Source organism: Actinophytocola gossypii, from assembly GCF_025165815.1.
GTDB lineage: Bacteria > Actinomycetota > Actinomycetes > Mycobacteriales > Pseudonocardiaceae > Actinophytocola > Actinophytocola gossypii.
Genome location: NZ_JAFFZE010000004.1, coordinates 1 through 14,926, shown reverse-complemented (window position 1 = coordinate 14,926; position 14,926 = coordinate 1). Strand labels below are relative to the sequence as shown.

Below are 14,926 nucleotides of genomic sequence, written 5' to 3'. Positions count from 1 at the left end.
TCAACCGCGCAGGAGTGGGAGCACCTCGGCGCCGAGGCGGGTGATGTTCTCCATGGTCGCCGCGTGGTCGCCGCGTGCCTCGACCATGAGGATGACGTGGCGGATGCCGGTGCGGTCCGCGCTGTCGTGGACCCGCCGCGCGCACTCGGCGGGTGCGCCCAGCGCGTGCAGGTCGCAGAGGAGGTCGGTGTAGGCAACCGGGTCGCGGCGTGGCCGGGGCTTGCCGTTGATCGGCAGGTACCCGGCCAGGCCGTCGGCGAGCCAGCCGGGCAGCGCGGCGCGTACCTGGGCTCGTGCCCGCTCGCGGTCGTCCGCGACCTGCGCGAGCATCGCCGAGATGTGCGGCACGAAAGCCGGTTCGCGTCCGGCATCGCGCGCCGCGGCGTCGTACTGCTCGACCATCGCGGCCTTCTCGTCGTCGGTCATGTGCAGGCCGAGCAGCATCGGCAGGCCACGCTCCGCGGCGAGCCGCACGGTCGGCGCGGAGGTGGCGGCCACGACGACCGGCGGCCGGGGCCGGGTTCGCGGGCGCGGCACCATGGTCACCTCGCGGAAGGCGAAGTGGTCGCCGTCGGCCGCGACACGTGGCTGGGTCAGGGCGCGCACCAGCAGGTCCAGGCCCTCGGCGAATCCGTGTTCGTACCGTGCGAGCCCGGTGTCCAGGACCTCCAGGTCCACCCAGGGGCCGCCGCGCCCGACCCCGAGCCACAGCCGGCCGTCGGAGAGGTGGTCGAGCAGGGCGACCTGCTCGGCGAGCGCCACCGGGTGCGTGGTCGACAGCACGCTGACCGCCGTGCCCAACCCGATGCGCGAGGTCGCCCCGAGCGCGTGCGCGGCGAACGTGACCGCGGACGGGCACGTGCCGTACGACATGAAGTGGTGCTCGGCGATCCACGCGTCGTCGAAGCCCGCCGCCTCGGCGCACACCACCGCGTCCCGCGCACGCCGCAGCGCGGCCCCGTCGTCCTGGCCGGGGAACCGCCCCGCCAGCAGGAAGATCCCGAGCCGGAGGCCGGTGGTCACCCGACGTTCGCGGGCACGGGCGGGCGCGGCACGAACCCGGGATCGACCTGGCGCGCCAGATCCTCGCCGACCCGGTCGTTGGCCCACGCGCGGGCGTTGCGCAGGTGGAAGGCGACGGCCTGCGCCTGGTAGGCGTCCCAGTCCCTGGTGACGGCGTCCAACTCGTGCTGGATGGTGTGCAGAGCCGCGGCGGTGTCGGGTTCGAGCTCTTCGAACGGCCGGCCCTCCCCGCGTTCCGACGCGCGCACGAAGTCCGACCGGCCGACCCAGCACAGCAGGTCCTCGCCGAGCTGGGCACGCAGAAAGGTCAGGTCCTCGGCGTCGCAGACCTTGTTGCCCACGACCGCGATCCGCACGCCGTGGTCGGCCGCGTAGCTCTGGTACTGGCGGTACACCCCCACGCTGCGCATCGTCGGCTCGCACACCAGCACGGTCAGGTCGAACCGGGTGAACAGGCCCGACGCGAACGAGTCCGCGCCCGCCGTCATGTCCATGACCACGTACTCGCCCGCCCCGTCGACCATGTGGTTGAGCAGCAGCTCGGCCGCGCCGACCTTCGAGTGGTAGCAGGCCACCCCCAGGTCCTCCTCGGTGAACGGACCGGTGACCGCCAGCCGGCACCCGCCGACGTCGCGCACGCACGCCGCGTAGATCGGGTTCTCGCCGGTCACGGTCAGCAGCCGCGAACCGGTGCCCGGCGGCGTGGTCTTGACCATGGCCTCGGTCGAGGTGATCAGCGGGTTGTCCCCGCGCAGGTAGTCCTTGATCAGCGGCAGGTGGGCGCTGAGCGTAGGCAACGCGGCGGCCCGCTCGGCACTGGCACCGAGCGCGGTGGCCAGATGCTGGTTGATGTCGGCGTCGATTGCCAGCATCGGCAGTCCACGGTCGGCGAGGTGACGGACGAACAACGAGGACAACGTGGTCTTGCCGCTGCCGCCCTTGCCGACGAAGGCGATCTTCACGGTCAGGTGCTCCAGGAGATAAGCGGAATGACATCCATGTTCAAGTGAGCAGAGGATACCGATGGGGGAAGTCGGCCGCCAACCGGACTCCAGCGTCTGCCGGGCATCCTCCTTTCGTGTATCACTCGCCCGTGACGTGGTCGGTCACGGCGGCGGCCTGCCCACCGGCGCGACAACGACTGGCTGGTGTGTCGTGCTGGTCACGGGCGCGACCAGCCTGTTTCCGGAGCGACTTCCGGCTCGGTGCCACTCCGGTCCTCGTCGAGGCCTGGCCCACGTTCCAGGGCCTAACGTTCCCGGCGCCCCTCCCCACCCACCACCACCGCTCCACCCGGTTCGCCGCCCCAGCGCCGATTCGCAGTCCTTCATCATCGCGGGCGACAACTCTGCGTTGGACAGCGTCTCCTGCGGGCGCAGGATCGCGATGTTCCCGGCTCTACCGCCGCACCCTGCGGCCTCAACGGATGATCTCGGCACGCACTCGTTCGTTCGGCGTCGCGATGTCCCAGAAGCGAACGATGCCCCGCGCGGTGCGATAGTCACCCGTGCCGCCGGTGATGGCCATGTCGAGCGGGTTCTCGCCTCGTGTCCAGACGGACTGCATCGTCACGGAGCCGCGCTCGAGCTCCATCGTGAGGACGCACTGCATCGAGACGTCGTCGCCCTCGACGTGGATGGTCTGGCACGAGCCGCCGCCCCGCCCGACCTCGCGCCCGTCCTTCCGCGCGGTGCCCGCGAAGACGTCCAGGTCGCCGAGGCTCACCCCGGGCGGAGCGAGATCGACTGCCTGATAATGGGTGTTCTCGACCTTGAGCTCGAGGATTTCGACCCGCTCTCCCGCCGTTCCCCGCGACTCGCCACGGGCGGCGGCGCAGCCGCCGAGTGTCGCGGTGGCGATCGCCACGGCGGCAACCGCGATGGACGCTGTCCTGGTGCGTGTTTTGTTGGTGCTCATGGCATTCCTCGTGTTTCGGTGTTCTTCAGGGTTGTTCCTCGACCCAGCCGCGCTCGACCGCCCACTCGCTAGTGAGCTCCTCCGCCGCGGGAAGCGTGAGGAGCGAGAAGGCGGACAGGACGACGACGAGCCCGATCGACACTGCCCAGGCGCGCGGACGGACAGCCCGCCGTTGCGTCTCGTCCCGGTCCGAACGCCCCTGCCGGAGCCTGGTATCCGGGAGACGGCGCTCGGCGGGGCGCAACGCCCACGACACGACGGCGAACGCCAGGAACATCAGCGGCGCACCCCACGACTCCGGGCCGTCACCCCGTGCCAGGTGCGACACCACGGCACCCGACCACATGAACGCGACCCCCGCGTACGCCCATTCCTTGAGCAGTGGGAACCCGGGCACGGCGATCGTGACGGCGGCACCGACATGGCACACGCCCAGCACGTAGGCGAAGTAGTCCGGGTAGCCGAGGTGGCTCAACTGGACCTCGATCCACTCGATCGTCCAGAGGTTCCACGCCGCTCCGGCAATCAGTTCGAAGACGACGACGAAAGTGGCGCACCAGAAGGCAATGGAGCGAATCCGGAGTCTAGTGTGGACATCAACGGTCGACATCGTGCTTCCTGTTCGTAGCGTGGTTCTCGGTTACAGCTCGGGAGCCCGCGGCTGATCCGGCGTGGCACCCGTGCCGTGCGAAGCGTGTCCGGGTTGCGGAGACGTACAGGTTGGTGATCTCGTCGTCGGCGATCTCGATCAGGAACACGTCGTCCAGGCGGTCTTCTCGGTAGACGGCCAGCGTGGGCGGCCACCGGTTCCGCGCCAACCACCGGGATGGGTGCCGCAGGGGTCTTGCCGCCACCGTCCGCCGTGAACGTGACGTCCTTCGCCAGCAACGACCGGGTAGATGACGTAGTCGTAGGCCAGCCCACGCCCGGACGCCAACTCCACCGGCGGCGGGCCCTCGATTCGCGCCGCGCTGTCGACGACCAGGCGGACCTCGTCGCTGAGCATTGACCAACGTGATGTCCACATCGGAGCGCATCCGCAGCCGGTTGGCCGCGAGTGTTCCGGCGTAGCCACCGCCGATCACGACAACCTTGGTGTGATGGTGTGCTGTGTGCGGACATGCCTCCCAAGACACCGCGGACTCGCCGAACGTGACAGCACGCGACGTGACGCCGCACACATCACCCGTGACAGCCGACCTCGCACCACGGCTAGGCGGTCCCGTCGAACATCCCGGATGACGTGGCACCGGACACGTGATCCGGTTCCGCGAATCCGCTCCAGATCGAATCGTCCGTCCCCGCCGACAGACCCATCCGGAGATTGTGCCGGTCGATGACTTCACCCAGGTGCAGTTGCTCCGCCGGTCACGCACGGCTGGTGGGATACGAGGGCGAGCCAAGCTGGAGCGCACGCATTGCGTGGTCTGATTCGTTGCGATCCTTGCGACCGGAGGATGCAGGTCGCGCGATTCCGGAAGGGCGTGTAGCTGTTCGCGCCGGAGAACCGTGACGAGACCGTCGCGGCGTCAGAACCAGCCCGGCGAGGGCTTCCATCAGCTCGCCGCGACGCGGAAGCGGCTTTGGCCAGGCCGCGGCGAGGTTGCGGCGACATCACCTGCACCAGAACGGCGTGATCAACTACAGGTCAGCCATGCCTGTGCCGGCGCGGCGTGTGTTGGAGCACGACGCGACCTGACGGCCGCGCAGTGGCAGGTGCCGGTGCTGGAGCCGCGCTGCCGCCGCGGGAGGGGCTCCGTGACGAGACGTGCCGGATGACTGCGGTCTGAGTCGGTGTCGACAGCGCGAAGGACGACGCGGACGCCCTGCCGGGCATGAAACGCCTAGGGGAGGCGTTGGTGCCGTGGCTGGTCGGCGTCCTGACCCCCGACGCCGACAGTGGCGCCCGGTGTCGCTCAGGGCTGCTCGACAGTCTCCCGCCGCGCCATCTCGGTGAACGCGGCCTCCAGATAGCCGCGTAGCGGGCGGCCGCGCACAGATAGCAGGTCGGCGAGGAGGACGACGGCGTGCTGTGTGACCGCGGCTGCCGATGGTCGCGGTGGGACCGCGTCCCACGGGTCGTCCGGTTCCGGCGGCCGATCCTCCCCGGTGCCGGGGCCTGGCGGGGTGTCCGGATGGATCCCGAGCGCGCCGCTGAGGACGACGACCATCACCCCTGGGTCGACGCTGGGGAACCACGGCGCCGCCGACCGGGCACTGCGGCCGATGATGTCGCGGAGGTCGTCGCCGTCCACGCCGTCCGGGAGGACCTCCTCCAGCAGCAGCCGAACGGTGTCGCCGAGGATGACCCGCGCGTGCTCGGGGTCGCCGAGGAGGAGGCGGCTGCTGGCGTCGTCGAACGCGGCCGTGTCGCCGGCCTGCGCGGCCTCGACCGCGTCGGTCGTCGCCGACGCGATCGCCTGCGCAGCTGGCGGTAGCTCGCCGAGCGTGAGCCGGGGTGCGGGTGCCATGCCGGGAACGCTACCCCTGACCGTTCCCGGCTCAGGAACCGCAATGCTGTTCGCATGAGCGAATAGCTCGGTGTCGTTTCGACAGATCCTGGCTTAGCTCCGGGCGGTGGCGAACGAACTGACCATTCCGCTCCTGCCCCGTCCATCCCTCGACGAGATCGCGTCGTTCGTGGCCGAACCTGCACATCCGACACCGACCGCCGCGGAGTTGGTGGTCCCGGCAAACCTGTTCCGCAAGCGGGTGCCGGGTTCACCGGGGCCGGGTCTCGGCCTTCAGCCCGGTGTCCACCGAGGCGTAGTGACAGGCGACCGGGTGACCGACACCGCGCTGTTCGAGCGCCGGTTCGTCGGTGTGGCACCGCTCGTCGGCCTTCCAGCAGCGCGTGTGGAACCGGCAGCCGGCCGGTGGGTTCGACGGCGACGGGACGTCACCGCGCAGCATGATCTCGTCGTCGCCGCGGTCGCGCCAGTCGTCGACGCTGGGCGCGGCCGAGATCAGTGCCTGGGTGTACGGGTGGGCGGGGGAGGAGTAGATCTGTTCGGTCTCGCCGGTCTCCACGATCTTGCCGAGGTGCATCACCGCGACCCGGTCGGCGAAGTGGCGCACCACGCCGAGGTCGTGCGTGATGAACAGGTACGCCACCCCGAGCTCGTCGCGCAGCTTGCCGAGCAGCGCCAGGATCTGGGCCTGGATCGACACGTCGAGCGCGGACACGGCCTCGTCGCACACGATCAGCCTCGGCCGCACCGACAGCGCCCGCGCGATGCAGATCCGCTGCCGCTGCCCGCCGGAGAACTGGTGCGGGTAACGCGCGGCGTGCGCCGGGTTGAGCCCGACCCGCTCCAGCAGCTCGGCGACCTCGGCGTCCCACCGCTCACGCGGCACGATGCCGGGATGGATCCGCCAGGCCTCGGTGATCAGCTCGCGCACGGTCATCCGCGGGTTGAGCGACGCGTACGGGTCCTGGAAGACCAACTGCACCTCACGGCGCATCGCCCGCAGCTCGCGGCGGTCCATGCCGGCGAGCGACCGGCCGGCGAAGCGGACCTCGCCGGACACCGGGCGCAGCAGGTTCACCACCGCTCTGGCCACAGTGGACTTCCCGCAGCCGGACTCGCCGACCAGGCACACCGTCTCCCCGGCGCCGACGGTCAGGTTCACCCCGTCCACCGCGCGGACCAGGCCGCGTTTGCCGAGCAGGCCGTGGCGCGTGCGGTATCCGGCGACCAGGTCGACGAGCTCAAGCACCGGCTGTTCGGTCATGGGCGAGCACCTCCTCCGCGAAGTGGCATGCGCTGGCCCGCCCCGACGGGAGCCGGCGCAGCGGCGGCGTCTCGGTGCGGCACCGCTCGCGCGCGAACGGGCAGCGCGGGTGGAACGCGCACCCGGTCGGCAACGCGGCCTGGTCCGGCGGGTTGCCGTCGATGGGGCGGATTCCCCGCCGGCTGGTCCGCGCCGACGGGCTGGCGGCCATCAGGCCGAGCGTGTACGGGTGGGCGGGCGCGTCGTAGACCTCGGCGACCGTGCCGGACTCGACGGCCTGCCCCGCGTACATCACGATCACCGACTGCGCCGTGCGGGCCACCACGCCGAGGTCGTGACTGATGATGATCATCGCCAGGCCGGCGCGCTGCCGTTCGCGGAGCAGTCGAAGGATCTGCGCCTGCACGGTCACGTCCAGCGCGGTGGTCGGCTCGTCGGCGATCAGCAGCCGGGGTTCCAGCGCCAGCGCCATCGCGATCATGATCCGTTGGCGCATGCCGCCGGAGAACTCGTGCGGGTAGGACCGGGCACGACCGGCCGCGTCCGGGATGCCGACCTCGGCCATCGCCTCGACCGCGCGCTCGTTCGCCGCCGCGCGGGAGGCGCCGCGCCGCCGGCGGAACATCTCGGCGATCTGGTAGCCGACGGTCAGCGACGGGTTCAACGCGCTGAGCGGGTCCTGGAAGATCATCGCCAGCTCCTCGCCCCGGAGCCGGCGCAGCTCGTCGGGGGCGAGGTCGAGCAGGCTCACCCCGTCGAGAGTGATGCCGCCGCCGACCACCTTCGCCTGCGCGGGCAGCAGTCCCATGACCGCGAGCGAGGTGATGCTCTTGCCGCTGCCGGACTCGCCGACGATGGCCAGCGTCTGTCCTTTCTCGACGGTCAGGGAGACTCCCCGGACCGCACGAAGGTCGCCGAACGCCACGGCGAGCTCCGACACCTCGAGCAGCGCACCGTCTGACATCGACTCGCTCGCACGTTCACTCATCGGGCCACCACTTCCCTGGCCGGGTCGGACTCGTCGCCGGCTCGGTCGCCGAGCAGGCCGATGCAGATGACCACGAGCGTCAACGCGAGGCCGGGAACGGCGGCGATCCACCACGCGTTCGCCAGGTAGTCGCGGCCGTTGGCGATCGTCGACCCCCACGATGCCTGGTCCAGCGGGACACCGAGTCCGAGGAAGCTCAGCGCCGCCTCGGCGACCATGGTCAGTCCTACCTGCACGGTCGCGGCCACCAGCAGCGGCTGCATGCACGAGGGCAGGATGTAGCGCAGAAGGATCCGTAGGTCACCGGCTCCCATGACCTTCGCGGACTCGACGAACTCCCGGCCTCGGGTGGTGAGCACCGAGCCGCGCACCACCCGTGCGAAGATCACCCAGCGGGTCACCGCGAGCGCCACGATCACGTTGGTGAGACTGGGTCCGAGCGCCCCGGCGAGCAGGATCGCCAGCAGGATGCTGGGAAACGCGAGCTGCATGTCGCCTATCCGGGAGATCACCGCGTCGAGCCAGCGGCCGTAGTAGCCGGCGACCAGTCCGAGTACCAGACCGATCAGGCCTCCGACGACCACCACGGTGATCCCCACCAGCAGCGACACCCGCGAGCCGGCGATCACCTGGCGCAGCACGTCCCGGCCGTTCTGGTCGGTGCCCAGCAACGCGAACGTGCCGTCGGATGCGGTGCTGAACGGCGGCAGCAGCCGGTCACCGACCCTGGTGGTCACGCTGTCGTAGGGCAACAGCATCGGGCCGAACACGGCGATCAGCACGAACAGCACGAGCACGGTCGCGGCCACGACCGGGCCGACCCCGAACCGCCGCAGCACGGAGGGCTTGGAGGTCACAGGTGTCATACCGTCTCCAGCGTGACGCGCGGGTCGAGGGCGAAGTAGAGCAGGTCGACCAGGAGGTTAAGTCCGATGTAGAACACCGCGATCAGGATGATCGCCGCCTCGGCCACCGCGTAGTCCCGGTTCTGGATCGACTCGATCATCAGCGAGCCGATGCCCGGCCACGCGAACACCTGCTCGATGATCACCGCGTCCGCGATGAAGTGGCCGAGGATCAGCCCGAGCACGGTGACCACCGGGGTGAGCGTGTTGCGCAGCACGTGGATGTTGAACACCACCCGCTCGGAGAGCCCCTTGGCCCGCGCCGTACGGACGTAGTCGCGGCCGAGCTCCTCCAGCGTTCCGTTGCGCACCAGCCGCGCCAGCCACCCGAGAAACGGCAGGGCGAGCGTGAACGCCGGCAGCACCAGCGCGACCGCCGAGCCGTCCGCGGTGGCGGGCAACAGGTTCAGCGTCCTGGAGAAGATCAGCACCAGCATGATGCCGACCCAGAACGCGGGCAGCGCCTGTCCGGTCAGCGAGAAGTACGACACCGCCCGGTCGGCCAGCTTTCCCTTGTGCCGCGCGGCGTACACGCCCAGCGGGAAGCCGAGTGCCAGGGTGAACCCGAGGGCGAACCCGGCGAGGGTGATCGTCGCGGGCAGCCGGTCGATCACCGCGGCGAACGCGTCGCCGCCGAGGCGCCACGAGTCACCGAAGTCCAGCCGTACGACGTCGCCGAGGTGCCGCACGTACTGCAGGAGCAGCGGATCGCCCAGGCCGAGCTCCGCGCGCTTGGCGGCCAGGTCGGCCTGGGTCGCCTGGCTGCCGAGGATCAGCGCGGCTGGGTCGCCGGGGATGACCCGCAGCACGAGGAACACGATGGTGATGGCGCCGAACAGCAGGAGCACGCTCTGCGCCAGCCGGCGTACGAGGTAGTGGATCATGTCACCAGCACCTGTTCGCCCCGCCGGCTCGACGTGCGCACGACGAGCTCGGCGGGGAGTCGTCGTTTGTCCGCCCGGTCATGGTCGTCGTGTCCTCTCATCCGTCGCAGCAACAGGTCGACGGCCGTCGTGCCGATCTCCGCCGCCGGCAGCGCCACGGTGGTCAGGGACGGGTTCAGGTAGGCGGCGAACGGGTGGTCACCGAACCCGCCGACCAGTACGTCCGCACCGACCCGCAGGCCGGCCTCGGTGAGCGCGCGGTACACCCCGAGCGCGAAGTAGTCGTTGCCGACCATGATCGCGTCGGGCAGCCGGCCGCCGCGCACGATCTCCTGCGCGAGGTGGTAGGCGTCGGCCGGTTCCCACGGCAGGGCCAACGACTCGCGGCGCCGGGTGGGCACCGCGTGCACCCGGTCGGGTCCGCCGGCGAGACCGGTCTCGGTGAGCGCGCGGAGGAAACCGGCCGTCCGGTCGGCCACCGGCGAGATCGGCAGGTCCTCCTCCAGCAGGCACAACGTCCGCGCGCCGGAGTCCACGAGGTGGCGCGCTGCCGTGTACGCGCCCTGCTCGTAGTCGACGCCGATGCAGTCGAGGTCCAGTTCGGGCAGGTCCCGGTTGAGGCAGACCAGCGGGATGCCGGACTCCGGCAGCCGCTCCCAGTGCTCGCCGTCGCCCTGGACCGCCGGCACGATCAGCGCACCGTCCACGCCCCACCGCAGCAGGGTCTGGGCGGCGATCTGGTCGCCGTCCGGGCTCTCCTCGGTGACCAGCAGCATGAGCGAGTAGCCATGCCCCCGGCCGCGGTGCTCGATCGCGCTGATCAGCCTGGCGTAGAAGGGGTTCGACGGGTTGGTGATGACCAGGCCGATGGTCATCGCCGAGCCGAGGACGAGGGAGCGGGCCATGGGGTTTGGCACGTAGCCGAGACGCTCGGCCTCGGCCTTGATCCGTGTTCTGGTGGCCTCGCTGACGCTGTCCTTGCCGGTCAGCGCCCGGGATACCGTGTTCACGGACACCCCGAGCGACAGCGCGATGTCCTTGAGCGTGACCCGCCGAGAATCGACCATTGACCCTCCCTCGTTCCGTTTTCTCAGCCGACGGTGACGCCGCGCAGGTCAGGCTGGTTGCTCGGGGCAGGCTCGAAGTTCTGCACCGTACTGCGCAGACCGTAGGTGCTGATCAGTGCTGCCGGAAAGATACCGACGGCGTCATCCCAGACGATCTTGCATGCCTGGGCGTAGAGGTCGCTGCGGGTGCTCTCCTCGGAGCTCTCGTGTGCCTGGTGCAGGATGCCGTCCAGCGCCGGGTTGCGGTAGCCCATCCGGTCGGCCGCCGAGTCGTAGAGCCGGCCGATGGTGAAGTCCGCGTCCCCCGTGGTGACCGTGTTGGTCTGGAGTTCCATGTCGAACTCCTTCTCGTTGAGCCGGCGCAACCACTCCGCCTTCTCCAGGTTCCGCGGCTCCACCGTGACGCCGACCTTGGCCCAGTCGGAGATCATCGCCTGGGCGAGACCGTCGGCCAGCGGTCCGGTGTCGCTGAACCACATCAGCGACGTGCTGAAGCCACTGCCGAGCCCGGCCGCGGCCAGGTCCCGCTTGGCCGCGTCCGGGTCGTGGGTGTAGGGCTCCTGCTCGGCGTGACCGAACACGGTCGACGGGATCGGTGCGGTCATCACCTCGGCGCCCTCGCCGAAAAGGTTCCGCACGATCCCCGCGACGTCGACCGCACGCCACATCGCCCGGCGGACCCTGGGGTCGTCGAACGGCGGCTTGCCGCAGTTGAACCAGTTGAAGTAGTAGACGTAGCTCGGCACCGTCTCCAGCTTGATGCCCTCGACGCCCTCGAGCTCACGCAGCTGGTCCGGGGGGACCGGCCACAGGATGTCCAGGTCGCCGGTGCGCAGCGCGGTGATCTGGCTGGAGGTTTCCGGCAGGTAGGGCAGCGAGACCTCCTTGAGCTTCGGCGTGCCGCTCCAGTGGTCCGTCGAGGTCAGCGCCAGCTCGTCGGCCGGGGTGAACGACTCGACCTTGAACGGCCCGCTGCCGATCGGCTTGGCGAAGAAGCCCTCGGTGTTCATCTTGGCCGAGGGCAGGATGAACATCAGCGAGAGGTTGACCAACATCGTGCCGAGCGGCCGCTCGGTGGTGATCGTGAGCGTGGTCTCGTCGGTGGCCTCGACCGAGGTCACCGTGGCCCACAGCGTGGACTGCGCGGTGTTGGCGGCCTTCACCCGCTCCAGCGAGGCCTTGACGTCGTTGGCCGTGAGCGCCGTCCCGTCATGGAACTTCACGTCGTCGCGAAGGGCGAACACCCACGTGTTGTCGTCCGGCTGCTCCCACGACTTGGCGACCGCCGGCTCCAGCTTCTCGCCGTTGCGGCGCACCAGGGTGTCGTAGATGAGCCGGCCGGCGAGCAACGTCGCCTCGTCCACACTGGATGGACCGTGGGGGTCGAGGTCGTTGATGGGCTGGCTGAACGCCGCCCGCAGGGCCGACTTGGCGGCGGTCTCGTCGCCACCGCCGACACTGCAGGCGGCCAGGTATGCGCCTGCCAGGCCCATGCCGCTGATCTTCAGGAAGCTACGCCGGTCGTACCTGGTCACTTTGAGTCTCCAATGCTCAGTCTTTGAGCGTTAGGTAGATCAGTACCTTCACTGATCGGTCGGCCCCCTCGACGGATCCCCGGATCCGCAACCACTGCCCGAACTCGCGTACGGGCCAGGACACCATTCCCTCGCCTTCGGAAACCTGTTCCGGGCACTCGGCGTCGCACCAGTGCAGGCCGTCCGGGGACACCTGAGTGGTGAGCACCACCTTGGTATCCGGTGTGGACGCCTCCAGCACCCGCACGAACCACCGCGCCTCGGTGGCCCAACCGGTCTCGTACGGCTCGGTCCTGAAGTCCCCGTTCAGAACGGTGTATCGTTCGAGCACCGCGGCTTGCGACTGTCGCATGAGGACCTACCAATCCACCGAGACGAGCACCGAGTCCAGGAACAGGAAGTTCCGGACTCCGGTGTGGGTACGGGCACTGACGTAGAAGTTGAGGAGGTTGTCCAGGGAGTCGTAACGCTCCTCGTACACCGGCACCGGGACGTCGCGCAGGTCGTACACGCGGTCGTTGACCTGGAGCTCGATGTTCTTCCGTGCCTCGGTGTCGATCTGCCAGCGCAGGTAGTGCCAGTTGACCTTGGTCGGCACCTCGTTGTAGCAGAAGGACTGCGACTCGCCGACCGGCTTCCAGTCCTGCGGGTTCGGTGCGGTGAAGTCGTCGGTCGGACCGAGCTTCACCTTGCCCTCGAGGTGCTCGCGCGGAGTCGGCTCCGGCACCACCGGGTACATCCAGCGGCGGGTGAACCTGTTGTCCAGATCGGTGTTCTGGTACCGCATCACCGTGTGGTAGCGCTCGCCGCGGTCGTCGCAGATGTCGGTGGCGATGGTGAACGCGCCGAACTGCTGCTCGGAGGGGTGGATATTGCCGTCCCACTCACCGGCACCGGCCTGGGTCGATGCCCCGTTCTCCTCGGAGGCCGCCTCCGCCTTGTAAGTGAAGTAGGTCTCGAACTGCACGCGACCCTTCTTGGCCATGGTGAGCCGGCGGATCGCCACCGCGGTGTGGCCGGTGACCGGACGCGTGGCGACCTTGAGCGCGTAGGTGCCGGTCATCGCGCCGTGCGTGCCGACGTCGAAGAACGTGCACGAGCTCAGCTGCGGCGGCCGGAAATCACGCATGTGGTCGTCGACGGTGTCCAGGTTGCCCTCGCCGTCGTGGTTGCCGATCAGTTCGGTCCAGCCATGGGTTCCGCTGTTGAACTGGTCGAACACGAGGATCCGGGACAGCGGGTTGTACCGGGACAACGCCGGGTCCGCGTCGAGCATCGCCCGGCGCAGATGACCGGCGATGGCCGTGTCCGCGTCAGTGGTGGGACTACCCAAGGGTGTCAGCTCCTGATGAAGATAGGGGCGCCACGGGATGAACGTTCACGTGAGCGCTAATTGAAGTGCCGTGAACGTTAACTCCCGATTGCGACCCTGTCAAAGACCACTTCGGACTGAACCGGTACCGACAACCCACGGCCCTTGACGCCGTCACGACGGCGGACGTAACGTGCTCACAATCACCTCAAGTAACGTTAACTTGAGTGTTCAACGATCGCGCGAGCCTTCGCGCGCACCAACCACACCTACTCCGACGGTCGTATGCCCGGACGGAAGGAAAACTCATGCGTGTCAAAGGTTTGCTGTTATCGATTGCGCTGGTCGCGACGCTGGCGACGGTGCCCGCCGCCGGTTCCGCCGGCGCCGAGGAGGACCCGCGCCCCTGCCGGGACGCCCCGACCGAGCCGGTACGCACCGGCGCGGTGTTCAACGACCCGGTCGGCGGTGACCCGACGGCGATCGTGCGGCAGATCTGCGACCTGGTCCACCAGGCGCCGAGCGGTTCGCGGATCCGTATCGCCCACTTCGTGGTCTCCGGTGACGCCGGCATGGACTTCGCCACCGAACTGGTCGCCGCGCACCGTCGTGGTGTGGACGTACAGCTCGTGCTCGACGGCTGGCAGGACACCACCCCCGCCGCCGAGGCGCTGCGTGCCGAGCTGGGCACCGACAAGTCACGGGACTCGTGGATGCACGTCTGCTCACGGGTCTCGCCGGAGGGCAACACCTCGTCCTGCATCGGCACCAAGGGCCAGCACAACAAGTTCTACCTGTTCTCCCGCACCGGTGGCGCGTCGGACGTGGTCGTCCAGTCCTCGGCGAACTTCACCGACCTGAACTCGCGGACCTACTGGAACAACGCGACCACCCTGGTGGGCAACCGAAAGCTCTACCGCGCCTACGATGCCTACTTCGAGGACCTGGCGGCCGAGCGCGCCACCGACGACTACTACCGCACGACCAGCACCGGCATGCCGGGCGGCGCCGTGCGGGCGTACTTCTTCCCGCGCGCGGAAGGCGACCACGTGCTGGAGATCCTCGGCAAGGTCTCCTGCGACGACGGCTCGACCATCGACATCGGAATGTCCGAGTGGGACACCTACCGGATCGGGATCGCGCGGCGGCTGGTCGCGCTGTCCGGCCAGGGCTGCGAGGTGCGGATCGTGCACGGCCTGATGGACGCCGAGGTGCTCGACACGCTGTCGGCCGACCCGAGCATCGAGCTGCGCGCGCTGGAGAACTCCGCCGCGCTGCCGGGGCGCATCCACTCGAAGTACTTCCTGATCAACGCCGAGTTCGACGGTGAGCGGGACGCGCGCTGGGTGTTCACCGGGAGCCCCAACTGGAACCACACCTCGTTGCGCCGCAACGACGAGGCGATGATCCAGACCAACATCGAGAACCTCTACGAAGCCTACGAGGCGAACTTCGCCCACCTGTTCGCCAGCGGGGTCTGACCCGGTCGGGGGGGGGCGGGGGGTGCGGCGCCCCCCCCACCACACACCGGGGTGGCCACCGGCGCACCACCCCGGGACC

14 protein-coding genes are annotated in these 14,926 nt (G+C 69.4%); 1 reads left to right on the top strand and 13 read right to left on the bottom strand.

Translation table 11 applies throughout. The annotated features are described in order from the left end of the window. The 13 genes from JT362_RS01480 to JT362_RS01420 form a co-directional block, all read right to left on the bottom strand. Positions 1–1,023 carry an LLM class flavin-dependent oxidoreductase gene (locus tag JT362_RS01480; RefSeq protein WP_260189149.1) on the bottom strand — a complete coding sequence of 341 codons (1,023 nt, stop codon included), beginning with the start codon at positions 1,021–1,023 and terminating at the stop codon, positions 1–3. After that, the gene (locus tag JT362_RS01475; protein WP_260189148.1) at positions 1,020–1,985 is read right to left on the bottom strand and encodes an ATP-binding protein; all 966 of its coding nucleotides are present in this window, start codon (positions 1,983–1,985) and stop codon (positions 1,020–1,022) included. The genes JT362_RS01480 and JT362_RS01475 overlap by 4 nt, the downstream gene beginning before the upstream one ends. Positions 1,986–2,442: 457 nt before the next feature. Next, complete coding sequence (locus JT362_RS01470; RefSeq protein WP_260189147.1) at positions 2,443–2,940, bottom strand: allene oxide cyclase barrel-like domain-containing protein; 498 nt, start codon at positions 2,938–2,940, stop codon at positions 2,443–2,445. Between the two features lie 25 nt (positions 2,941–2,965). Further along, the gene (locus tag JT362_RS01465; protein WP_260189146.1) at positions 2,966–3,550 is read right to left on the bottom strand and encodes a DoxX family protein; all 585 of its coding nucleotides are present in this window, start codon (positions 3,548–3,550) and stop codon (positions 2,966–2,968) included. Positions 3,551–4,856: 1,306 nt separating this feature from the next. After that, positions 4,857–5,411, bottom strand: a complete 555-nt coding sequence (locus JT362_RS01460) for a hypothetical protein (RefSeq protein ID WP_260189145.1) — start codon at positions 5,409–5,411, stop codon at positions 4,857–4,859. 250 nt (positions 5,412–5,661) lie between these two features. Beyond that, positions 5,662–6,675, bottom strand: coding sequence for an ABC transporter ATP-binding protein (locus tag JT362_RS01455; protein ID WP_260189144.1), 1,014 nt, complete (start codon positions 6,673–6,675; stop codon positions 5,662–5,664). Further along, a complete protein-coding gene (locus JT362_RS01450) occupies positions 6,653–7,663 on the bottom strand; it encodes an ABC transporter ATP-binding protein (RefSeq protein WP_260189143.1) in 1,011 nt (336 codons plus the stop codon). Before JT362_RS01450 ends, JT362_RS01455 begins: the two co-directional genes overlap by 23 nt. Beyond that, positions 7,660–8,529 carry an ABC transporter permease gene (locus JT362_RS01445; protein WP_260189142.1) on the bottom strand — a complete coding sequence of 290 codons (870 nt, stop codon included), beginning with the start codon at positions 8,527–8,529 and terminating at the stop codon, positions 7,660–7,662. The genes JT362_RS01450 and JT362_RS01445 overlap by 4 nt, the downstream gene beginning before the upstream one ends. Beyond that, positions 8,526–9,452: an ABC transporter permease gene (locus JT362_RS01440; protein ID WP_260189141.1), complete on the bottom strand. Its 927-nt coding sequence runs from the start codon at positions 9,450–9,452 to the stop codon at positions 8,526–8,528. Before JT362_RS01440 ends, JT362_RS01445 begins: the two co-directional genes overlap by 4 nt. Then, positions 9,449–10,519: a LacI family DNA-binding transcriptional regulator gene (locus JT362_RS01435; RefSeq protein WP_260189140.1), complete on the bottom strand. Its 1,071-nt coding sequence runs from the start codon at positions 10,517–10,519 to the stop codon at positions 9,449–9,451. Before JT362_RS01435 ends, JT362_RS01440 begins: the two co-directional genes overlap by 4 nt. Before the next feature lie 23 nt (positions 10,520–10,542). After that, positions 10,543–12,054: an ABC transporter substrate-binding protein gene (locus tag JT362_RS01430; protein WP_260189139.1), complete on the bottom strand. Its 1,512-nt coding sequence runs from the start codon at positions 12,052–12,054 to the stop codon at positions 10,543–10,545. Between the two features lie 16 nt (positions 12,055–12,070). Continuing rightward, positions 12,071–12,406 carry a hypothetical protein gene (locus JT362_RS01425; RefSeq protein ID WP_260189138.1) on the bottom strand — a complete coding sequence of 112 codons (336 nt, stop codon included), beginning with the start codon at positions 12,404–12,406 and terminating at the stop codon, positions 12,071–12,073. Between the two features lie 6 nt (positions 12,407–12,412). After that, entirely contained in the window at positions 12,413–13,387 is a 975-nt protein-coding gene (locus JT362_RS01420) for a DUF6772 family protein (RefSeq protein ID WP_260189137.1), read from the bottom strand. A 287-nt stretch (positions 13,388–13,674) separates the two neighbouring features. On the opposite strand from JT362_RS01420, the gene JT362_RS01415 reads away from it, so the two are divergent. After that, entirely contained in the window at positions 13,675–14,847 is a 1,173-nt protein-coding gene (locus JT362_RS01415) for a phospholipase D-like domain-containing protein (RefSeq protein WP_260189136.1), read from the top strand. Positions 14,848–14,926 lie beyond the last annotated feature (79 nt).